The following is a 15,883-nucleotide window of genomic DNA, read 5'->3' on the forward strand; positions in this document are numbered from 1 at the left end:
CCTCACCAACCGGCTGCGCGGCTGCGAATGCGCTCGTCCGCCGCGAGGATCACAGCGTCGGCGACGCCGCTCAGGTTGCGGTAGACCTCGCCCGCTCCGACGCGAAGCACCGCGATGCCGCGTCGCGCGAGCCAATGGTCCCGCGCCTCATCCTTCGCCTGCTTCTCGTCGTCCCAGTGCGTCGAGCCGTCCACTTCGACGGCCAGCGCCGCTCTCGGGCAGTAGAAGTCGAAGATCATCGACTCGTAGGCGAACTGCCGCCGGAAGATCGGCTTGTCCGCCCGTCGACCCTTCAGCCGGGACCAGAGCATGACTTCCGGTTCCGTCATGCTGTGGCGCAGGGCCCGTGCGCGGTTCGCGATCCGGGTGGATGTTCGATCGACCATGCCGGCCGCTTTCCCTTCCCACCCCTCGCTCTTCCCCCGGCCTTCGCCGGGGTCGGCGAGCGGTCCCCCCTTCCCGCGAGCGGGAAGGGGAGGTTCTACGCGTCGTCGTCGCCGTTGCGGCGGGCGGACTGGGTGCGGCGGGCTTCGCGGGTCTTCTGCTCGGCCCAGTAGGCGGCGCCGTCGTCGGGGTGGAACATGGTGCGCGGCGCGCCTTCCTTGCTGCGGACGGCGAAGGTGTTGCTCCTGGCGTCGTAGATCAGCAGGTCGCCGTTGCGGCGCTTCAGCGTCTGGGCGCCCTTCGGCGGGTCGGACACGAAGGCGTGGGCCTTCTTCACGAACGCCTGGACGTTGTCGGCGCCGAAGGCTTCGCCGTTGCGCTCGAAGGCGCGGCGCGCGTTCTCGTCGGCGGAGAACTTGCGGCTGGCCGACCACATCGGCCGGCCGTCGACCAGCTTCACCGGGTCGTTGCGGTGGTCGACGCGGGGCGCATCGCCGTCGTCGTCCGTGCGCGGCGAAGGCGCCGTCGCATAGGCCTCCGGACCGCTCGCGGCCTCCGCCATCTGCGTCCCGGCCGCCTGCCGCTTGCCCGCCACGGCGGAGGGGCCGTTGTCGCAGGCGCTGAGGGCCAGGGCCGCCGCCGCGGCGAGCAGGATCGTTCTCGTGACCGACATCATTTCCTCCAGCGTCCAAGCTGTGCCGGAACAAAGAAAGAACACAGTGCGGAAGGTTTGTCGAGTCCCCGCCGATGACCTAAATCGGGGCCCTCTCGAACGGGGCGGTTCCCTTGAGCGATAAGCGGGTTCTCCTGATCGTCGGCGGCGGGATCGCGGCCTACAAGGCGCTGGAACTGACGCGCCTCCTGCGCAAGGCCGGCGTCGGCGTGCGGCCGATCCTGACGAAGGCCGGGGCGGAATTCGTCACGCCGCTGAGCCTTTCGGCGCTGGCGGAGGACAAGGTCTACTCGGACCTCTTCAGCCTCACCGACGAGGCCGAGATGGGCCACATCGAGCTCTCGCGCTCGGCCGACCTCGTGGTCGTGGCGCCGGCCACGGCGGACCTGATGGCCAAGGCGGCGAACGGCCTGGCCGGCGACCTCGCCTCCACGACCCTGCTGGCCACCGACAAGCCCGTGCTGATGGCGCCGGCGATGAACGTGCGCATGTGGGAGCACGCCGCGACGCAGCGGAACCTGGCGACCCTCAGGGCCGACGGCGTGCTGTTCGTCGGGCCGGACGAGGGCGCGATGGCCTGCGGCGAGTACGGGCCGGGGCGGATGGCCGAGCCTCCGGCGATCCTCGCGGCGATCATGGCGGCGCTGGCCGGCGGGCGGCCGCTGGCGGGCCGGCGCGCGATCGTCACCGCCGGGCCGACCGCCGAGCCGATCGACCCGGTGCGCCTGATCACCAACCGCTCGTCGGGCAAGCAGGGCTACGCGATCGCGCAGGCCCTGGCGGCGCTGGGCGCGGACGTGACGCTGGTGAGCGGCCCCACCGCGCTTGCGGCCCCCGCAGGCGTGAAGCGCGTCGACGTCGAGACGGCCCGCGAGATGCTGGCCGCCTGCGAGGCGGCGCTGCCGGCCGACATCGCCGTCTGCGTGGCCGCGGTGGCCGACTGGCGGCCGGAAACCCTCAACGGGTCGAAGATCAAGAAGGGCGCGGGCGGGCCGCCGGCGATCGGCCTGGTCGAGAACCCCGACATCCTGGCCACGCTGTCGACGGCCAAGGCGCGGCGGCCCAGGCTGGTGGTCGGCTTCGCGGCCGAGACCGACGACGTGGAGGCCCACGCGCAGGCCAAGCTGGCCCGCAAGGGCTGCGACTGGATCGTCGCCAACGACGTCAGCGTCGAAGGGACCATGGGCGGCGACCAGAACGCCGTCGCCATCGTGTCGAAGGGCGGAATCGAGCGATGGGACCGCATGGCCAAGGGCGAGGTCGCCCGCAGGCTCGCCGCCCGCATCGCCGAGGAGTTCCAGTGACCGCCCCCGTCGTCCCGATCACCCGCCTGCCGCACAACGCCGACCTGCCGCTGCCCGCCTACGAGACCGCCCAGGCCGCGGGCATGGACCTGCGCGCCGCGGTGCCGGAGGACGAGCCGCTGGTGCTGCATCCCGGCGACCGGTTCGCGGTGCCGACGGGCCTGGCGTTCGCCCTGCCGGACGGGTTCGAGGGCCAGGTGCGCCCGCGCTCCGGGCTGGCCTTCAAGAACGGGATCACCTGCCTGAACTCGCCGGGCACGGTCGACGCCGACTACCGCGGCGAGGTGAAGGTGATCCTGGTCAACCACGGGCCCGAGGCCTTCACGATCCGCCGCGGCGACCGCATCGCCCAGCTTGTGATCGCGCCGGTGGTCCAGGCCCAATGGTCCGAGGTCGCGAGCCTCGACGACACCGCCCGCGGCGCCGGCGGCTTCGGTTCGACCGGCGGGCGCTGAGCGTTCCGCGCGGATGCGGATCGCCACCTTCAACGTCAACGGGGTGAACGGGCGGCTGGAGCGGCTGCTCGACTGGCTGGCCGACACGAAGCCCGACGTCGCCTGCCTGCAGGAGCTGAAGTCCGACAGCTTCCCGGCGAGGGCGCTGGAGCAGGCGGGCTACGGCGCGGTCTGGCACGGGCAGAAGAGCTGGAACGGCGTGGCGATCCTGGCCCGCGGCGCGGCGCCCATCGAGACGCGGCGCGGCCTGCCCGGCGAAGGCTCGGGCGCCCAGGCCCGTTACATCGAGGCGGCGGTGAAGGGCGTGCTGGTGGGCTGCCTCTACGCGCCGAACGGCAATCCGGTGGGCAGCGCCAGGTATGCGGCCAAGCTCGCCTGGTACGACCGCTTCGCGGCCCACGCCGAGGCGCTGCTGGCCACCGGCCAGCCCGTGGCCCTGGCGGGCGACTACAACATCATGCCGACCGACCTCGACGTCTACGCGCCCGAGCGCTGGCGCGGCGACGCCCTGTTCCAGCCCGAGCTGAAGGCCCGCTACGCGGCCCTGCGCGACGCCGGCTGGGTTGACGGGATCCGCGACGTCTTCGGCGAGGGCGAGCGGGTCTACACCTTCTGGAAGTACTGGCGGAACGCCTTCCAGCGCGACGCGGGCCTGCGGATCGACCACGTCCTGCTCAGCCCCGTCCTGGCCGCGCGGCTGGAATCCGCCGGCGTGGACAGCCACCACCGCGCGAAGGCGGGCGCCAGCGACCATGCGCCGGCGTGGGTGGAGCTGGAAGGCTAGGCCCGCCGCCAGGGTCGCCAACGCCGGCCGGGTAGGCTAGCCCGTGTCGTCGTCACCCCGCAGAGGACCGCCCCCGTGAGAGCCTACCGCTTCGACACCCTCGACGGCCCCGATGCGCTGCGGCTGCGGGAGGAGGCGGACCCGGTTCCGCAGCGCGGCGAGGTGCTGGTGCGGGTGCATGCGGTCTCGCTGAACTTCCGCGACCTGGCGATGGTGCGCGGGCGCTATCCGCGGCCGTGCTTCCCGGGGCTGATCCCGGTCAGCGACGCGGCGGGCGAGGTGGTCGCGGTCGGCGAGGGCGTGCGCGCGTTCAAGGCCGGCGACCGGGTGATGGGCGCGTTCCACCCGCGCTGGTTCGGCGGCGAGATGCCGTCCACGATCCAGGCCGACAGCTACGGCGCCGAGTCCGACGGCTGGCTGACCGAACTGAAGGCGGTGAGCCAGGAGGCGGTGGTCCGGATTCCGCAGGGCCTGTCGTACGAGGAGGCGGCGACGCTGCCCTGCGCGGGCGTGACGGCGTGGACGGCGCTGACCGGCCCCACGCCGATCCGCGCGGGGCATTCGGTGCTGGTGCAGGGGACCGGCGGGGTCTCGATCTTCGCCCTGCAGATCGCCCGCGCGGTCGGCGCGACGGTGATCGCCACGACCTCCAGCGACCGCAAGGTCGACCGGCTGCGGGCGCTGGGCGCCGACCACGTCGTGAACTACGTGGCCGAGGCCGAGTGGGGGCGTGCGGTGCGCAAGCTGGCCGGCGGCCGCGGCGTCGACCGCGTGGTCGAGGTGGGCGGGCCGGGCACGATCGGCCAGTCGCTGCGGGCCGTGGCCCTGGGCGGCGAGATCGCCTCGATCGGGTTCCTGTCGACCGAGAACCCGGGCATCGACTTCTTCCAACTGAAGGCCAGCGGCGCCGGCTTCCGCAACATCACGGTCGGCGACCGCAATGCGCTCATCGCGTTCGCGCGGCTGGCCGGGATGACCGGGCTGAAGCCCGTGATCGACCGGGTCTTCCCCTTCGAGGAGGCCCGCGAGGCCTTCGTGCATCTCGAGGGCGGCAGCCACTTCGGCAAGGTGGTGATCAAGGTCGCGGCGTAGCGCCGTCGCGCCCCGAAAATCGCCGGCCGGCGGTCAGATCGGCGGGGGCTCGAAGCCCCGCACGTTCTCGTCGATGGCCTGGGCGACGGCGAGCGTGCGCGAGTCGCCGCCGAGCGGGCCGATGATCTGCGCGCCGACCGGCAGGCCGCCGGGCGTGCGGCCCGCCGGGACCGCCGTGGCGGGCAGGTGCAGCGCGGTCGCCAGGCCGATCCAGGTGAGCATCGAGTTGTACGGGATCGCCTGGCCGTCGCTGAGGGTCAGCGACCGCTTCTGGAACGGCCGCGTCTCGTGCGGGAAGGCCGCGACCGGCGCGATCGGGGCCAGGATCACATGGTGGCGCTCGAACGCGTCGCCGATCTCGTGGCGCAGGCGCGCGCGCACGGCGTCGGCGGCCAGCCATTCGCGGTGGCGGGCGGTGTAGGCGCGGGCAAGATGGAGCGGCGAGAAGGGGTCGTCGCCGTCGCCGCCGCCGAACAGGCCAGCGAGGCTGCGGGCGCGCTCCATCCGGCGGATCAGCTTCGGCGGCAGGTCCTCGCCCAGCACGGCGCCCAGCAGGGTCTGGTAGGCGCCGAGCAGGGCCGTCATGTCGACCGGGCTCCGGATCGGCTCCACTTCGGCGCCGGCGTCGCGGAGCTGCTGGGCGAAGGCTTCCAGCACGGCGCGGACCTCCGGGTCGAGCGGGCAGCGGGCCTCGTCGAGCCACAGCCCGATGCGCGTCTCGGCCAGGTCGGCGGGCGGCGCCTTGGGGGCCAGCGGGCCGGCTTCCAGGATCGAGAGCAGCATCCGCAGGTCGCGCGCGGAGCGGGCCAGCGGGCCCACCACGTTGAGGTCGCGCTCGGCGTAGCTGCCGGGATGCGGCGGCACGTGGCCGCGCTGGCCGACCATGCCCCAGGTGGGCTTGTGGCTGAACACGCCGCAGAAGCTGGCGGGCACGCGCAGCGAGCCGCCGATGTCGGAGCCGATCTCCAGCGCCGTGACCCGGGCGGCCAGCGCCGCCGCCGCGCCGCCCGAGGAGCCGCCGGGCGTGCGGGCCGGGTCCCAGGGGTTGTTGGTGGCGCCGTAGAGCGGGTTGGCGCTCTGCCAGTCGGCGGCCATGACCGGCACGTTGGTCTTGCCCCAGATCACCGCGCCGGCGTCGCGGGCGTGGCGGACCGCGGTCGCGTCCTCGGTCATGCGACGGCGCAGTTCGGCCAGGCCCGAGGACGCGGCCATGCCGGACACGTCGAAGGTGTCCTTGATGGTCATCGGCAGGCCGGCCAGGGCGCCCGGCGCCTCGCCCTTCAGCCGGGCGTCGTCGATGGCGCGGGCGCGTTCCAGCGCGCGTTCGGGATCGGCCGCGACGACGGCGTTGAGCGTCTTGTGCGTCTCCGCATGGCGGGCCAGCGCGGCCTTCAGGAGCTCGACGGCCGAGACGCGCCTGGCGGCGAGCGCCTGCAACTGGTCGGTGGCGTCGCGGTCGAGGAGTTCGCCGGCCATCGCCTCAGCTCCCCTTCATCCCGAGGACGTCCTGCATGTCGTAGAGGCCGGGCGGCTGGCCCGCGACCCACTTGGCGGCGGCCACGGCGCCGCGGGCGAAGAGGCCCCGGTCGCGGCCCGAGTGGCTGAGGGTCAGGATCTCCTCCTCGGCGGCGAAGGTGACGCTGTGCTCGCCGACGATGCCGCCGCCGCGCAGGACGGAGAAGCCGATCTCGCCGACGGGGCGCTCGCCGGTGATGCCGTCGCGGGTGCGCCGCTGGACGTCGGCCAGCTTCACGCCGCGGCCCCTGGCGGCGGCTTCGCCCAGCATGAAGGCGGTGCCGGACGGCGCGTCGACCTTGTGCCGGTGGTGCGCCTCGAAGACCTCGATGTCGAAGAGGTCGGCGGGCAGCGCGCGGGCGGCCTGCCGCACGAGGTCCATCAGCAGGTTCACGCCCAGGGAGTAGTTGCCGGCGAAGACGATCGGGACCTTCGTCGCGGCCGCGGCGATGGCGGCGCGCTGCGCATCGCTCGCGCCGGTCGCGCCGATGACGAGGGCGGGCCCGCCGCGCTCGGCGGCGCGGGCGGCCAGCGCGACCGAGGCGGCCGGCAGGGTGAAGTCGACGATGACGTCGGCGGCGGCCAGGGCGTCGTCGAGGGTCGCCAGACCGGCGTCGGCGGCGTCGGGCCGGTCGAAGCGGGCGGCGACGGCCAGCGCCGGGTCGGCGGACGCGACCTTGTCCACCGCCTGGCCCATGCGGCCGAGCGCGCCGGCGATGGCGATCCTGATGGGGTCGGACATGAGGGCCTCCGGAATTGCTGGCGGCAATTGCTAGCCAGCCGCGCGCCCGGTCAATTCTGAAACGTTGCATGACGCGCAAGGATCGCGCGCCCGGCGATGAGGCTGGAGCGGGGCGAAGAGAATCCCCCGACCGGCTGACGGAGAATCCGCGGGGTCCGCGCCTCTCCCCTCGATGGTTGGGCTTCGCGCGCGGACCGGACCCCGGCGCGGGCCCGTTTTTCTGGGGGTTACGACACATGCGCATGTACAAGGCCCTGCTGGGCGCCGCCGCCGCGGCGCTGGCGACCTCGGCCCACGCCGCGGTGCTGTATCAGAACGACTTCGACGGCAATCTCGCGGTCCACGCGGGCGTCACGGGCGGGCTGACCGGCGTCACGACGCTCACCACCGCCACGACGGGCGCCTGGAACGCCGACGGCTGGGCCGGGAACGTGTTGCGCAACGACTCGCAGGGCGACCCGGCGGGCTTCACGACGCTCTCGCTGGCGAACCTGGCGACGCACACCCAGATCTCGATGAGCTTCATCATCGGGCTGCTCGATAGCTGGGACTCCGATGGCGGCGGCGGCTTTGGCCCCGACAATCTCGAGATCTGGATCGACGGGACGCAGGTCGCGACCATGACCACCAACACCGCCCTCGGGAGCACCGAGGCGCTGGCCGGCGGCACGAAGCTGTACAGCGGGTTCCAGACCGAGAACGGCTCCAGCTACTATTCCGACGTGCTGGTCGACATGAGCGGCGCGCCGTTCATGTCGTTCGCCCACACGGCCTCGACCTTCACCCTGGCGATCCGCGCGTCGGGCGCCGGCTGGCAGGGCGCCGGCGACGAGGCCTGGGGCATCGACAACATCGCCATCACATACGACGGCGTGCGCGACACCCCGCCGCCCGGTCCGGGCGTTCCCGAACCCGCGACCTGGGCGATGATGATCGTGGGCTTCGGCGCGGCCGGGGCGATGCTGCGCCGGCGCAGGACGATCCCGGCCTAGACCGGGAAACGGACCAAGGAGAGAAGGGCGGCCCGCGAGGGCCGCCCTTCGTCGTTCCGGACGCGGCGCCTGGGCCTACTTCTTCCTGAGCATGTCCTTGATCTCGGCCTGGGTGGCGTTGACCGCGGCGGTCTGGCCCTTCACGGCCAGGTTCGAGGCCTCCACCGCGAAGGTGTCGGCCCCCATCCTGATCGTGGCGGTCTGCTTGCCGTCCGCGCCGGTCTTCACCTCGGTGACCTGCCCGATGGTGAGGCCCGTGTTGTCGACGACCGACATGCCGGTGGTGACGCTGGCGTTCGAACCCGAGGCCGAGGCGCTGGCCGCCGAGGTGTCATCCGGCGTATCCGCCGGCGGGGGCGCGGCGCCGGTCGACGGCGGCGTCGCGGGGTCCACGGCCGGCGGCGTCGGCGTGCTGGTGGCGGCGGGCGGGGCGGCCGTCGTGCTGTCGGCCGGCGGCTGCGCGGCGGTGTCGGCGGCCACGCCGGTATCGGCCGGGGGGTTCACCGCGGCGCCTTCGGAGGGCGGAGCCGCCGGGGTCTGGGCCATCATGGGGGCGGCGCCGAGAGCAAGGGTCGCGGCGGCGGCAAGAGCGAGGCGTTTGTTCATGGTGTTCCCTTCGGTGCGTCCCCCACACCCGTCGGCCCTTCAACCCGGCGGGATCGGCGAAGGTTCCCTCGTTGTCGCCGCGGCGCGGCGTCTATAGGTTGGGCCGCTTCCGATATTCGAGCCCGAGGGGATGGGCGGGGACCTGATGGAACAAGTCGACAAACGCACCTTCACCGACGAGGAGGCGCTGAGCTTCCACAAGCATCCCACGCCCGGGAAGATCGGCGTCACCGCGACCAAGCCGATGGCGACTCAGCGCGACCTGAGCCTGGCCTATTCGCCGGGCGTCGCGGTGCCGGTGCTGGCGATCGCGAAGGACCCCGAGCTCGCCTACGACTACACCTCGAAGGGCAACATGGTGGCCGTGATCTCGAACGGCACCGCCATCCTGGGCCTGGGCAACCTGGGCGCCCTGGCCTCGAAGCCGGTGATGGAAGGCAAGGGGGTGCTCTTCAAGCGCTTCGCCGACGTCGACGCCATCGACATCGAGATGACCACCACCGACCCCGACGAGATCATCACGGTGGTGAAGAACATCGGCGTGACGTTCGGGGGCATCAACCTCGAGGACATCCGCAGCCCCGACTGCTTCCGCATCGAGACCGAGCTGCAGGAGCTGCTCGACATCCCGGTGTTCCACGACGACCAGCACGGCACGGCCATCATCTGCTCGGCCGGCCTGATCAACGCCTGCGAGATCACGGGCCGCAGGATCGAGGACGTGAAGGTGGTGCTGAACGGCCCGGGAGCCGCGGGCATCGCCACCCTGGGCCTGATCAAGGCCATGGGCGTGAAGCACGAGAACGTCATCGCCGTCGACCGCAAGGGCGTGCTCTACCGCGGCCGCCCCGAGGACATGAACCAGTGGAAGTCGGCCCACGCCGTCGACACCGACAAGCGTACGCTGGCCGAGGCCCTGGAGGGCGCCGACGTGTTCATCGGCGTGTCGGCCAAGGGCGCGCTGACGCCCGAGCTGGTGAAGACCATGGCGCCCAGGCCGATCATCTTCGCCATGGCCAACCCGGACCCCGAGATCACGCCCGAGGAGGTCTACGCCGTCCGCGACGACGCCATCGTGGCGACCGGGCGCTCGGACTATCCGAACCAGGTCAACAACGTGCTGGCCTTCCCCTACCTGTTCCGGGGCGCGCTCGACGTGCGCGCCCGGCAGATCAACATGGAGATGAAGATCGCCACGGCCCGCGCGCTGGCCATGCTGGCCCGCGAGGACGTGCCGGACGAGGTGGTCGCCGCCTACCACGGCGTGCAGCTCAAGTTCGGGCCGAAGTACATCATCCCGACGCCGTTCGACCCCCGCCTGCTCTCCTACATCCCGCCGTTCGTGGCCCAGGCGGCCATGGACACCGGCGTGGCGCGCCGCCCGATCGGCGACATGGACGCCTATCGCGACTCCCTGGCCCAGCGCCTGGATCCCACCGCGGCCTTCTCGCAGAAGCTGCAGGGCGCCGTGCTGTCGGCGCCCGAGAAGAAGATCGTGTTCGCCGAGGGCGAGGAGCAGTCGGTCATCCGCGCCGCCTACGCCTTCCAGACGCAGGGGCTGGGCAAGGCCGTGCTGGTGGGCCGCGAGGAGCTGGTGCATGAGAACATGCGCGCCGCCGGCATCGATCCGGCCGACGCGGGCCTGGAAATCCTCAATGCGCGCCTCTCGACCTGGAACGAGGCGGCGGTCGACTACCTCTACGGGCGTCTCCAGCGCGAGGGCTTCCTGCGCCGCGACGTGCAGCGCCTGATCAACCAGGACCGCAACGCCTTCGCCTCGTCGATGGTGGCGCTCGGCCACGCCGACGGGATGGTCACCGGCGTCACCCGCAACTTCGACCAGGTGCTGGAGGAGGTGCTGAACGTCATCGACCCGGCGCCCGACGGCCGGATCATCGGCATGAGCGTGGTGATGGCGAAGGGCCACACGCTGTTCATCGCCGACACCAACGTCACCGAGATGCCCGAGGCCGAGGAACTGGTGGAGATCGCCATCGAGGCGGCCCGCGCGGTGAAGACCCTGGGCTACGAGCCCAAGGTGGCCTTCATGAGCTACTCCACCTTCGGCAACCCGATGGGCGACCGTTCCGAGCGCATCCGCCAGGCGGTGCGCATGCTGGACGACATGGAGGGCGTCGACTTCGAGTACGAGGGCGAGATGCCGCCCGAGCTGGCCCTGGAGCCCGAGAGCCGCGGCGCCTATCCGTTCATGCGCCTCAACGGCCCGGCCAACGTGCTGATCATGCCGGCCATCCACTCGGCGTCGATCTCGACGCAGCTCATCAAGTCGCTGGGCGGCGCCGAGGTGATCGGCCCGATCCTGCTGGGCCTCGACCGGCCGGTGCAGATCTGCCCGCTGGGCGCGTCGGTCTCGCGCATCCTGCAGATGGCGACCGTCTGCGCCTACGACCGCCCGCTGATGGAGGTCGCGGAATGATGCGGGGCGTCACCGCCATCGCCTGAGGTCGCGCGCCATTCCGGGAGCGGGCGGCCTTTCGTCCCTTCCCGGCAGGAGCCCGACCGATGAACGGCCGAAGTATCCCCTACAGCCTCGGAATCGACTTCGGGACGACCAACACCGTCCTGGCCCTGGCCGAGGCGGACGGGCCGGCGCGCCTGGTGCAGTTCCCGACGCCGGAGGGCGAGCTGTTCGCGTTCCGCTCGTGCCTCAGCTTCCATGCGCCGGCCGAGGCCCCGTCCGACCGCCAGGTCGCGGCGGGGCCGTGGGCGATCGAGGCCTATGTGGAGGACCCGGCCGAGACCCGGTTCATCCAGAGCTTCAAGAGCTTCGCGGCGCAGGAGAGCTTCACCGAGACCCAGATCCTGGGGCGGCGCTACCGGTTCGAAGACCTGCTCTCGACGTTCCTGCTGAAGGTGCGGGACTATGCGGGCGCCGAGCTCGGCGCCCTGCCCGAGCGGGTGATCGTCGGGCGGCCGGTGCGGTTCGTCGGCGGCTCGCCCAACGAGGCGCTGGCGCTGTCGCGCTACGAGACCGCCTTCCACCGGATGGGCGTGAAGGAGGTGCTCTACGCCTACGAGCCCGTGGGCGCGGCCTTCTTCTTCGCCCGCGAGCTGGACCATGACGCCACCGTCCTGGTGGGGGACTTCGGCGGCGGCACCTCGGACTTCTCGATCATCCGCTTCGAGCGCCACGCAGGGGAGGTGCGCGCGATCCCGCTGGGCCGCGCCGGGGTGGGCGTGGCGGGCGACGCCTTCGACTACCGGATCATCGACAACCTGGTCTCGCCCGAGCTGGGCAAGGGCGGCGACTACGTCTCGTTCGGCAAGACCCTGCCGATCCCCTACAAGTACTACGCGGCCTTCGCGCGCTGGGACCAACTGGCCATGCTGCGCGCCAGCCGCGACATGCGCGAGATCCGCGCCCTGGCGCGCGAGGCCGTCGAGCCGGGGAAGATCGCCGCCCTGATCGAGGTGCTGGACGAGAACTACGGCTACCAGCTCTACAGGTCCGTCTCGCGGCTGAAGGAGAGCCTCTCCGCCAGCGACGGCGACGTGTTCCGTTTCGAGGCCGGGTCGATCGGGATCGTGAAGCCGGTGGCGCGCGCGGACTTCGAAGGCTGGATCGCACCCGAGCTGGCGCAGATCGAGGCCGCCGTCGATGCGGCGCTGGCCGACGCCGACCTGACCGCCGAGCGGATCGACCGGGTGTTCCTCACCGGCGGCTCGTCGCTGGTGCCGGCGGTGCGGGCGATCTTCCACCGACGCTTCCCGAGCGACCGGATCGAGACGGGCGCCGAGCTGGAGTCCATCGCCTCGGGCCTGGCCCTGATGGCCCGCGAACGCGACCTCTCCCGCTGGACGATGGGGGCGCCTTCCCTCCCTTGATGGGGAGGGACAGGCCGGCGTGAGCCGGCGAGGGTGAGGGAGTCGCGTCCGGACTGCGGCGCTTCGAGATGAGCTCATCGCCGGCTTGGCGCCCCGCCCTTCCTGACGTGCGGCCCTCGCGTCCTTCCTCCATTCTCCCGTCCCCTGAACGTCATGGCCGGCCTTGTGCCGGCCACCCATGAACACCGATCCCGACAAGCTCGCAGCGGTCCCGCCGCGGCCCATCTCCGCATGCCGGCGCGTCTGGATGGCCGGGACAGGCCCGGCCATGACGTTCAGGGAAGGGGGTTAGAACCACGAACCCACACGAAGACCCACAAACCCGCCGTGCCGGCGTCGCAGTCCACAGTCCTCTCTGCGCAACCTCACAGGACGAACGCTTCAGTCCGTCCGCCCCACAGACGCGTTCGCGGGCGTTCGTGTTCGTTCGTGGTCCAATCAAACGGGCTTCGCCGCCCGCGCAGCGCCCCGGCCTACTGTCCCTTGCGCAGCGTCGGGCTCTCCAGGTCGAGCTCTGCGCTCGGCGCCACCTCCAGCCCCGGCAGCCTGGCCCTCAGGTCGCCCATGAAGGTCTTGGCGTCGCCGGCGACGATGACGCTGGCCGTCGCCGGGTCGAACGCCTTCCTGGCGAAGGCCTGCACCTGGGCGGCGTCCACCGCCTCGACCTTGCCGGTGTAGAGGCCGAGTTCGTCCAGCGGGATGTCGTAGAGGGCGTAGGCGCCGAGGATGCCGGCGAGCCCTTCGGAGGTCGCGACGCTGCGGCCGTAGCCGCCCACCAGCACCGACTTGCGCGCCTTCAGCTCGTCGGCGGCCGGCGGGGCGGCGGCGAGCTTGCTCATCTCGGCCTTGATCAGGTCCAGCACCTGGCCGGCGGACTCGTTCTTGGTCTGGGCCGCGGCGCGGACCGAGCCGGTGGTGCGCGCCGTCGAGAGGCGGGCGCTCGCGCCATACGACAGGCCGCGCTTGATGCGGATCTCCTGGTTCAGGCGCGCCGAGTAGCCGCCGCCCAGGACGTTGGTCGCCACGATGGCCGGGTAATAGTCCGGGTCGGTGCGCGCGATCGTGGGCTTCAGCACGTTGACCGAGGCCTGGCCGGTGCCGGGGATGTCGATGACGACGGCGCGCGGCTTGCCCTGGGGCGCGATGACGGGGGCGGGCGCGAGCGGCGCCGTGGGCTTCTTCCAGTCGCCGAACGCGGCCTTGGCCGCGGCGAAGCCCTGCTCGGGACCGATGTCGCCGGTCAGCACCAGGATGGCGTTGTCGGGCCGGAAGGCCGCGGCGTGCAGCCGGGCCAGATCGGCCGGCTTCAGGCGGGTCAGGCTCTCGGGCGTGCCCTGGATCGCGTGGCCGAAGGGCGTGCCGCCGTACACCACGGGGGCGGCGGCCAGGCCGGCCACCTCGCCGGGCTGCTGGTAGGCGACGCGCAGGCCGTCGAGCGCCTGCTCGCGCTGGCGGTCCAGCTCCTCGGTCGCGAAGGCCGGGTTGCGCGCGACGTCGGCCATGATGGCCAGCGCCGGCTTCAGCTTGTCGGTGACGACGTTGAGCGTGACCGACGACGACTCCAGGCCGCCGCCGGAGGAGAGCGAGGCGCCCAGGCTCTCGGTCTGGCTGGCGATGGCCTGGGCCGAGCGCGTCTTCGTGCCCTCGGTCAGCATGCCGGCCATCATGCTGGCGGCGCCGGCGAGGCCCCGCGGGTCGGCCCAGGCGCCCGACTTCACGAGCAGGTCGGCGGTGACCAGCGGCAGGTCGGACGAGCGGGCGACGATGACGCGCAGGCCGTTGGCCAGCGTCGTCTCGGCGGGCTTCGGCAGCACGGGCTGGACCGGCTCGCCGATCGCCGGCGGCGCCTGGCGGTCGGCCTCGGCGGCGAGGGTGAAGACGGGGCCGGCATAGGTGGCGACCGTGGCGGGCGGCGCGGGCGCCTTGGCGGCCTCGACGCCCTTGGGCCGCTCGCTCTCGGAGCGGTAGCGGATGGTCATGCGCCGGTCTTCGGCGAGGTACGTCCTCGCCACCCGCTGGACATCGGCGGCGGTGACGGCCTGCAGCCTGGCGAGTTCGGTGTTGACCGCGTTCGGGTCGCCGTCGACCCGGAGGGCGTAGCCGATGGCCGAGGCGCGGCCCTCGATGGTCTCGCGGCCGCGCAGGGCGCCGGCCAGCAGCTCGTTCTTCGCCTCGGACAGCTCCGCGGCGGTGGGCGGCGCATCGCGCAGGCGCTTCACCTCGGCCAGCAGGGCGGCTTCGCCCTCATCGACCCCGTGACCGCTGGACATGATGGCGCCCACCATGAAGAGGCCGGGGTCCTGCGGCAGGTCGGCGTTGGAGAAGGCCTCGACCGCGATCTGCTTGTCGTAGACGAGGCTGTTGTAGAGCCGCGACGACTTGCCCGCCGACAGGATGGCGTCCAGCACCTTCAGGGCCGGCGCGTCCGGGTCCGAGGCCGCGGCGCCCTGGTAGGAAAGCACCACCGCCGGCAGCGGCACGTTCGGCCCGTAGCCGTCGAACACGCCGGCCCGAGTGCGGCGCGGCTCCTTCACGGTGACCTTGGGCAGCGCGATGTCCGGGTTCTTCAGCCCCGCGAAGTACTTGTCGACCCAGGCGTCGAGCTGGGCCGGATCGAAGTTGCCGACCACGATCAGAGCGGCGTTGTCGGGCCGGTAGTAGGTCTGGTGGAAGGCGCGGACGTCGTCGATGGTCGCCGCGTCCAGTTCCTCGATCGAGCCGATGCCGGGGCGCTTGTAGGGGTGGGTCGTGTAGCTCGCCTCCGGCAGGTAGAGCGCCATCAGCCGGCCGTAGGGCGAGGCGAGCACCCGCTGGCGAAGCTCCTCCTTCACCACGTCGCGCTCGGACTTGAAGACGGCTTCGTCGACCACCAGCCCGGACAGCCGGTCGGCCTCGGCCCAGAGCAGGCGCTCCAGGTGGTTGGCCGGCACGACTTCGTAGTAGTCGGTGAAGTCGTCGGCGGTGGAGGCGTTGTTCTCGCCGCCGACGTCCTCGGTCAGCCGGTCGAAGGTCTCGGACGGCATGTTCCGGGTGGCCTTGAACATCAGGTGCTCGAACAGGTGGGCGAAGCCCGAGCGGCCGGCGGGATCGTCCTTCGAGCCCACGCCGTACCAGACCTGGACCGACACGTTCGGCGTCGTGCGGTCGAGCGAGGCGTAGACCTTCAGGCCGTTGGGCAGGGTCCGGGTCGTGAACCGGATCGGCGGGACCTCGGCCGCGGCGGCCGGCGTCGCGAGCGTGGCGGGCGCAAGCGCGGTGGTGGCCAGGAAGACGGCGCCGGCGGCGGCGCGGAACGTGCGGAACATGGAAGATCCCGGTGAGGGCGAAGGCAGGGGAGTCCCTTAGCACCAACCGGGATCGCGCGAGATTACGAGGTTTTCATGTCGCCCCTCCTCTCTTGGGACTGCGAGGAGGGGGCCATGACGAGGGCCTGGGAGAAGGCGCCTCAGGGGAGGAAGGACCGGCCGCCCGTCCGGGGAGTCGCGGGCGG

General features: G+C 72.1%; 13 protein-coding genes. 7 read left to right on the forward strand and 6 right to left on the reverse strand.

All coding sequences use genetic code 11. From position 1 onward, the window contains the following. Positions 1 to 2 precede the first annotated feature (2 nt). Both KF737_RS09205 and KF737_RS09210 read right to left on the reverse strand, forming a co-directional pair. Positions 3 to 386 (reverse strand): endonuclease domain-containing protein, encoded by a 384-nt coding sequence (locus tag KF737_RS09205; protein WP_296453429.1) that lies wholly within the window; start codon positions 384 to 386, stop codon positions 3 to 5. A gap of 95 nt (positions 387 to 481) precedes the next feature. Then, entirely contained in the window at positions 482 to 1,057 is a 576-nt protein-coding gene (locus KF737_RS09210; protein WP_296453432.1) for a hypothetical protein, read from the reverse strand. A gap of 113 nt (positions 1,058 to 1,170) precedes the next feature. Between KF737_RS09210 and coaBC the strand changes: the two genes are divergently transcribed. The 4 genes from coaBC to KF737_RS09230 all read left to right on the forward strand — a co-directional run bounded on the left by coaBC (position 1,171) and on the right by KF737_RS09230 (position 4,692). Next, positions 1,171 to 2,361, forward strand: a complete 1,191-nt coding sequence (coaBC, locus tag KF737_RS09215) for a bifunctional phosphopantothenoylcysteine decarboxylase/phosphopantothenate--cysteine ligase CoaBC (RefSeq protein WP_296453435.1) — start codon at positions 1,171 to 1,173, stop codon at positions 2,359 to 2,361. Next, a complete protein-coding gene (gene dut, locus KF737_RS09220) occupies positions 2,358 to 2,816 on the forward strand; it encodes a dUTP diphosphatase (protein WP_296453439.1) in 459 nt (152 codons plus the stop codon). The genes coaBC and dut overlap by 4 nt, the downstream gene beginning before the upstream one ends. Before the next feature lie 13 nt (positions 2,817 to 2,829). Next, positions 2,830 to 3,600, forward strand: a complete 771-nt coding sequence (locus KF737_RS09225) for an exodeoxyribonuclease III (protein ID WP_296453442.1) — start codon at positions 2,830 to 2,832, stop codon at positions 3,598 to 3,600. 75 nt (positions 3,601 to 3,675) lie between these two features. Next, positions 3,676 to 4,692, forward strand: coding sequence for an NAD(P)-dependent alcohol dehydrogenase (locus KF737_RS09230; RefSeq protein WP_296453446.1), 1,017 nt, complete (start codon positions 3,676 to 3,678; stop codon positions 4,690 to 4,692). Between the two features lie 33 nt (positions 4,693 to 4,725). Here the strand turns inward: KF737_RS09230 and KF737_RS09235 are convergent, their stop codons facing one another. Both KF737_RS09235 and dapB read right to left on the reverse strand, forming a co-directional pair. Beyond that, the gene (locus KF737_RS09235) at positions 4,726 to 6,168 is read right to left on the reverse strand and encodes an amidase family protein (RefSeq protein ID WP_296453451.1); all 1,443 of its coding nucleotides are present in this window, start codon (positions 6,166 to 6,168) and stop codon (positions 4,726 to 4,728) included. Positions 6,169 to 6,172: 4 nt separating this feature from the next. Then, positions 6,173 to 6,949 carry a 4-hydroxy-tetrahydrodipicolinate reductase gene (gene dapB / locus KF737_RS09240; RefSeq protein WP_296453454.1) on the reverse strand — a complete coding sequence of 259 codons (777 nt, stop codon included), beginning with the start codon at positions 6,947 to 6,949 and terminating at the stop codon, positions 6,173 to 6,175. Positions 6,950 to 7,185: 236 nt separating this feature from the next. On the opposite strand from dapB, the gene KF737_RS09245 reads away from it, so the two are divergent. Beyond that, the gene (locus KF737_RS09245; protein WP_296453457.1) at positions 7,186 to 7,941 is read left to right on the forward strand and encodes a PEPxxWA-CTERM sorting domain-containing protein; all 756 of its coding nucleotides are present in this window, start codon (positions 7,186 to 7,188) and stop codon (positions 7,939 to 7,941) included. A gap of 75 nt (positions 7,942 to 8,016) precedes the next feature. On the opposite strand, the gene KF737_RS09250 is transcribed toward KF737_RS09245, so the two are convergent. Next, a complete protein-coding gene (locus KF737_RS09250; protein ID WP_296453459.1) occupies positions 8,017 to 8,547 on the reverse strand; it encodes a hypothetical protein in 531 nt (176 codons plus the stop codon). A 130-nt stretch (positions 8,548 to 8,677) separates the two neighbouring features. Between KF737_RS09250 and KF737_RS09255 the strand changes: the two genes are divergently transcribed. Beyond that, the gene (locus KF737_RS09255; RefSeq protein WP_296453462.1) at positions 8,678 to 10,984 is read left to right on the forward strand and encodes an NADP-dependent malic enzyme; all 2,307 of its coding nucleotides are present in this window, start codon (positions 8,678 to 8,680) and stop codon (positions 10,982 to 10,984) included. Between the two features lie 86 nt (positions 10,985 to 11,070). Next, complete coding sequence (locus KF737_RS09260) at positions 11,071 to 12,393, forward strand: Hsp70 family protein (RefSeq protein WP_296453466.1); 1,323 nt, start codon at positions 11,071 to 11,073, stop codon at positions 12,391 to 12,393. A gap of 473 nt (positions 12,394 to 12,866) precedes the next feature. Here KF737_RS09260 and KF737_RS09265 read toward each other — a convergent pair whose 3' ends face one another. Further along, the gene (locus tag KF737_RS09265; RefSeq protein WP_296453469.1) at positions 12,867 to 15,698 is read right to left on the reverse strand and encodes a pitrilysin family protein; all 2,832 of its coding nucleotides are present in this window, start codon (positions 15,696 to 15,698) and stop codon (positions 12,867 to 12,869) included. Between the last annotated feature and the right edge of the window lie 185 nt (positions 15,699 to 15,883).

The organism is Phenylobacterium sp. (genome assembly GCF_019636135.1).
Classification (GTDB): Bacteria; Pseudomonadota; Alphaproteobacteria; order Caulobacterales; family Caulobacteraceae; genus Phenylobacterium.

Excerpts from the sequence above, each read along its gene's own strand:
- dapB (WP_296453454.1), bottom strand. The coding sequence starts at position 6,949 with ATGTCCGACCCCATCAGGATCGCCATCGCCGGCGCGCTCGGCCGCATG.
- KF737_RS09235 (WP_296453451.1), bottom strand. The coding sequence starts at position 6,168 with ATGGCCGGCGAACTCCTCGACCGCGACGCCACCGACCAGTTGCAGGCG.
- KF737_RS09225 (WP_296453442.1), top strand. The coding sequence starts at position 2,830 with ATGCGGATCGCCACCTTCAACGTCAACGGGGTGAACGGGCGGCTGGAG.
- KF737_RS09210 (WP_296453432.1), bottom strand. The coding sequence starts at position 1,057 with ATGTCGGTCACGAGAACGATCCTGCTCGCCGCGGCGGCGGCCCTGGCC.
- KF737_RS09250 (WP_296453459.1), bottom strand. The coding sequence starts at position 8,547 with ATGAACAAACGCCTCGCTCTTGCCGCCGCCGCGACCCTTGCTCTCGGC.
- KF737_RS09205 (WP_296453429.1), bottom strand. The coding sequence starts at position 386 with ATGGTCGATCGAACATCCACCCGGATCGCGAACCGCGCACGGGCCCTG.
- KF737_RS09255 (WP_296453462.1), top strand. The coding sequence starts at position 8,678 with ATGGGCGGGGACCTGATGGAACAAGTCGACAAACGCACCTTCACCGAC.
- KF737_RS09265 (WP_296453469.1), bottom strand. The coding sequence starts at position 15,698 with ATGTTCCGCACGTTCCGCGCCGCCGCCGGCGCCGTCTTCCTGGCCACC.
- KF737_RS09260 (WP_296453466.1), top strand. The coding sequence starts at position 11,071 with ATGAACGGCCGAAGTATCCCCTACAGCCTCGGAATCGACTTCGGGACG.
- KF737_RS09245 (WP_296453457.1), top strand. The coding sequence starts at position 7,186 with ATGCGCATGTACAAGGCCCTGCTGGGCGCCGCCGCCGCGGCGCTGGCG.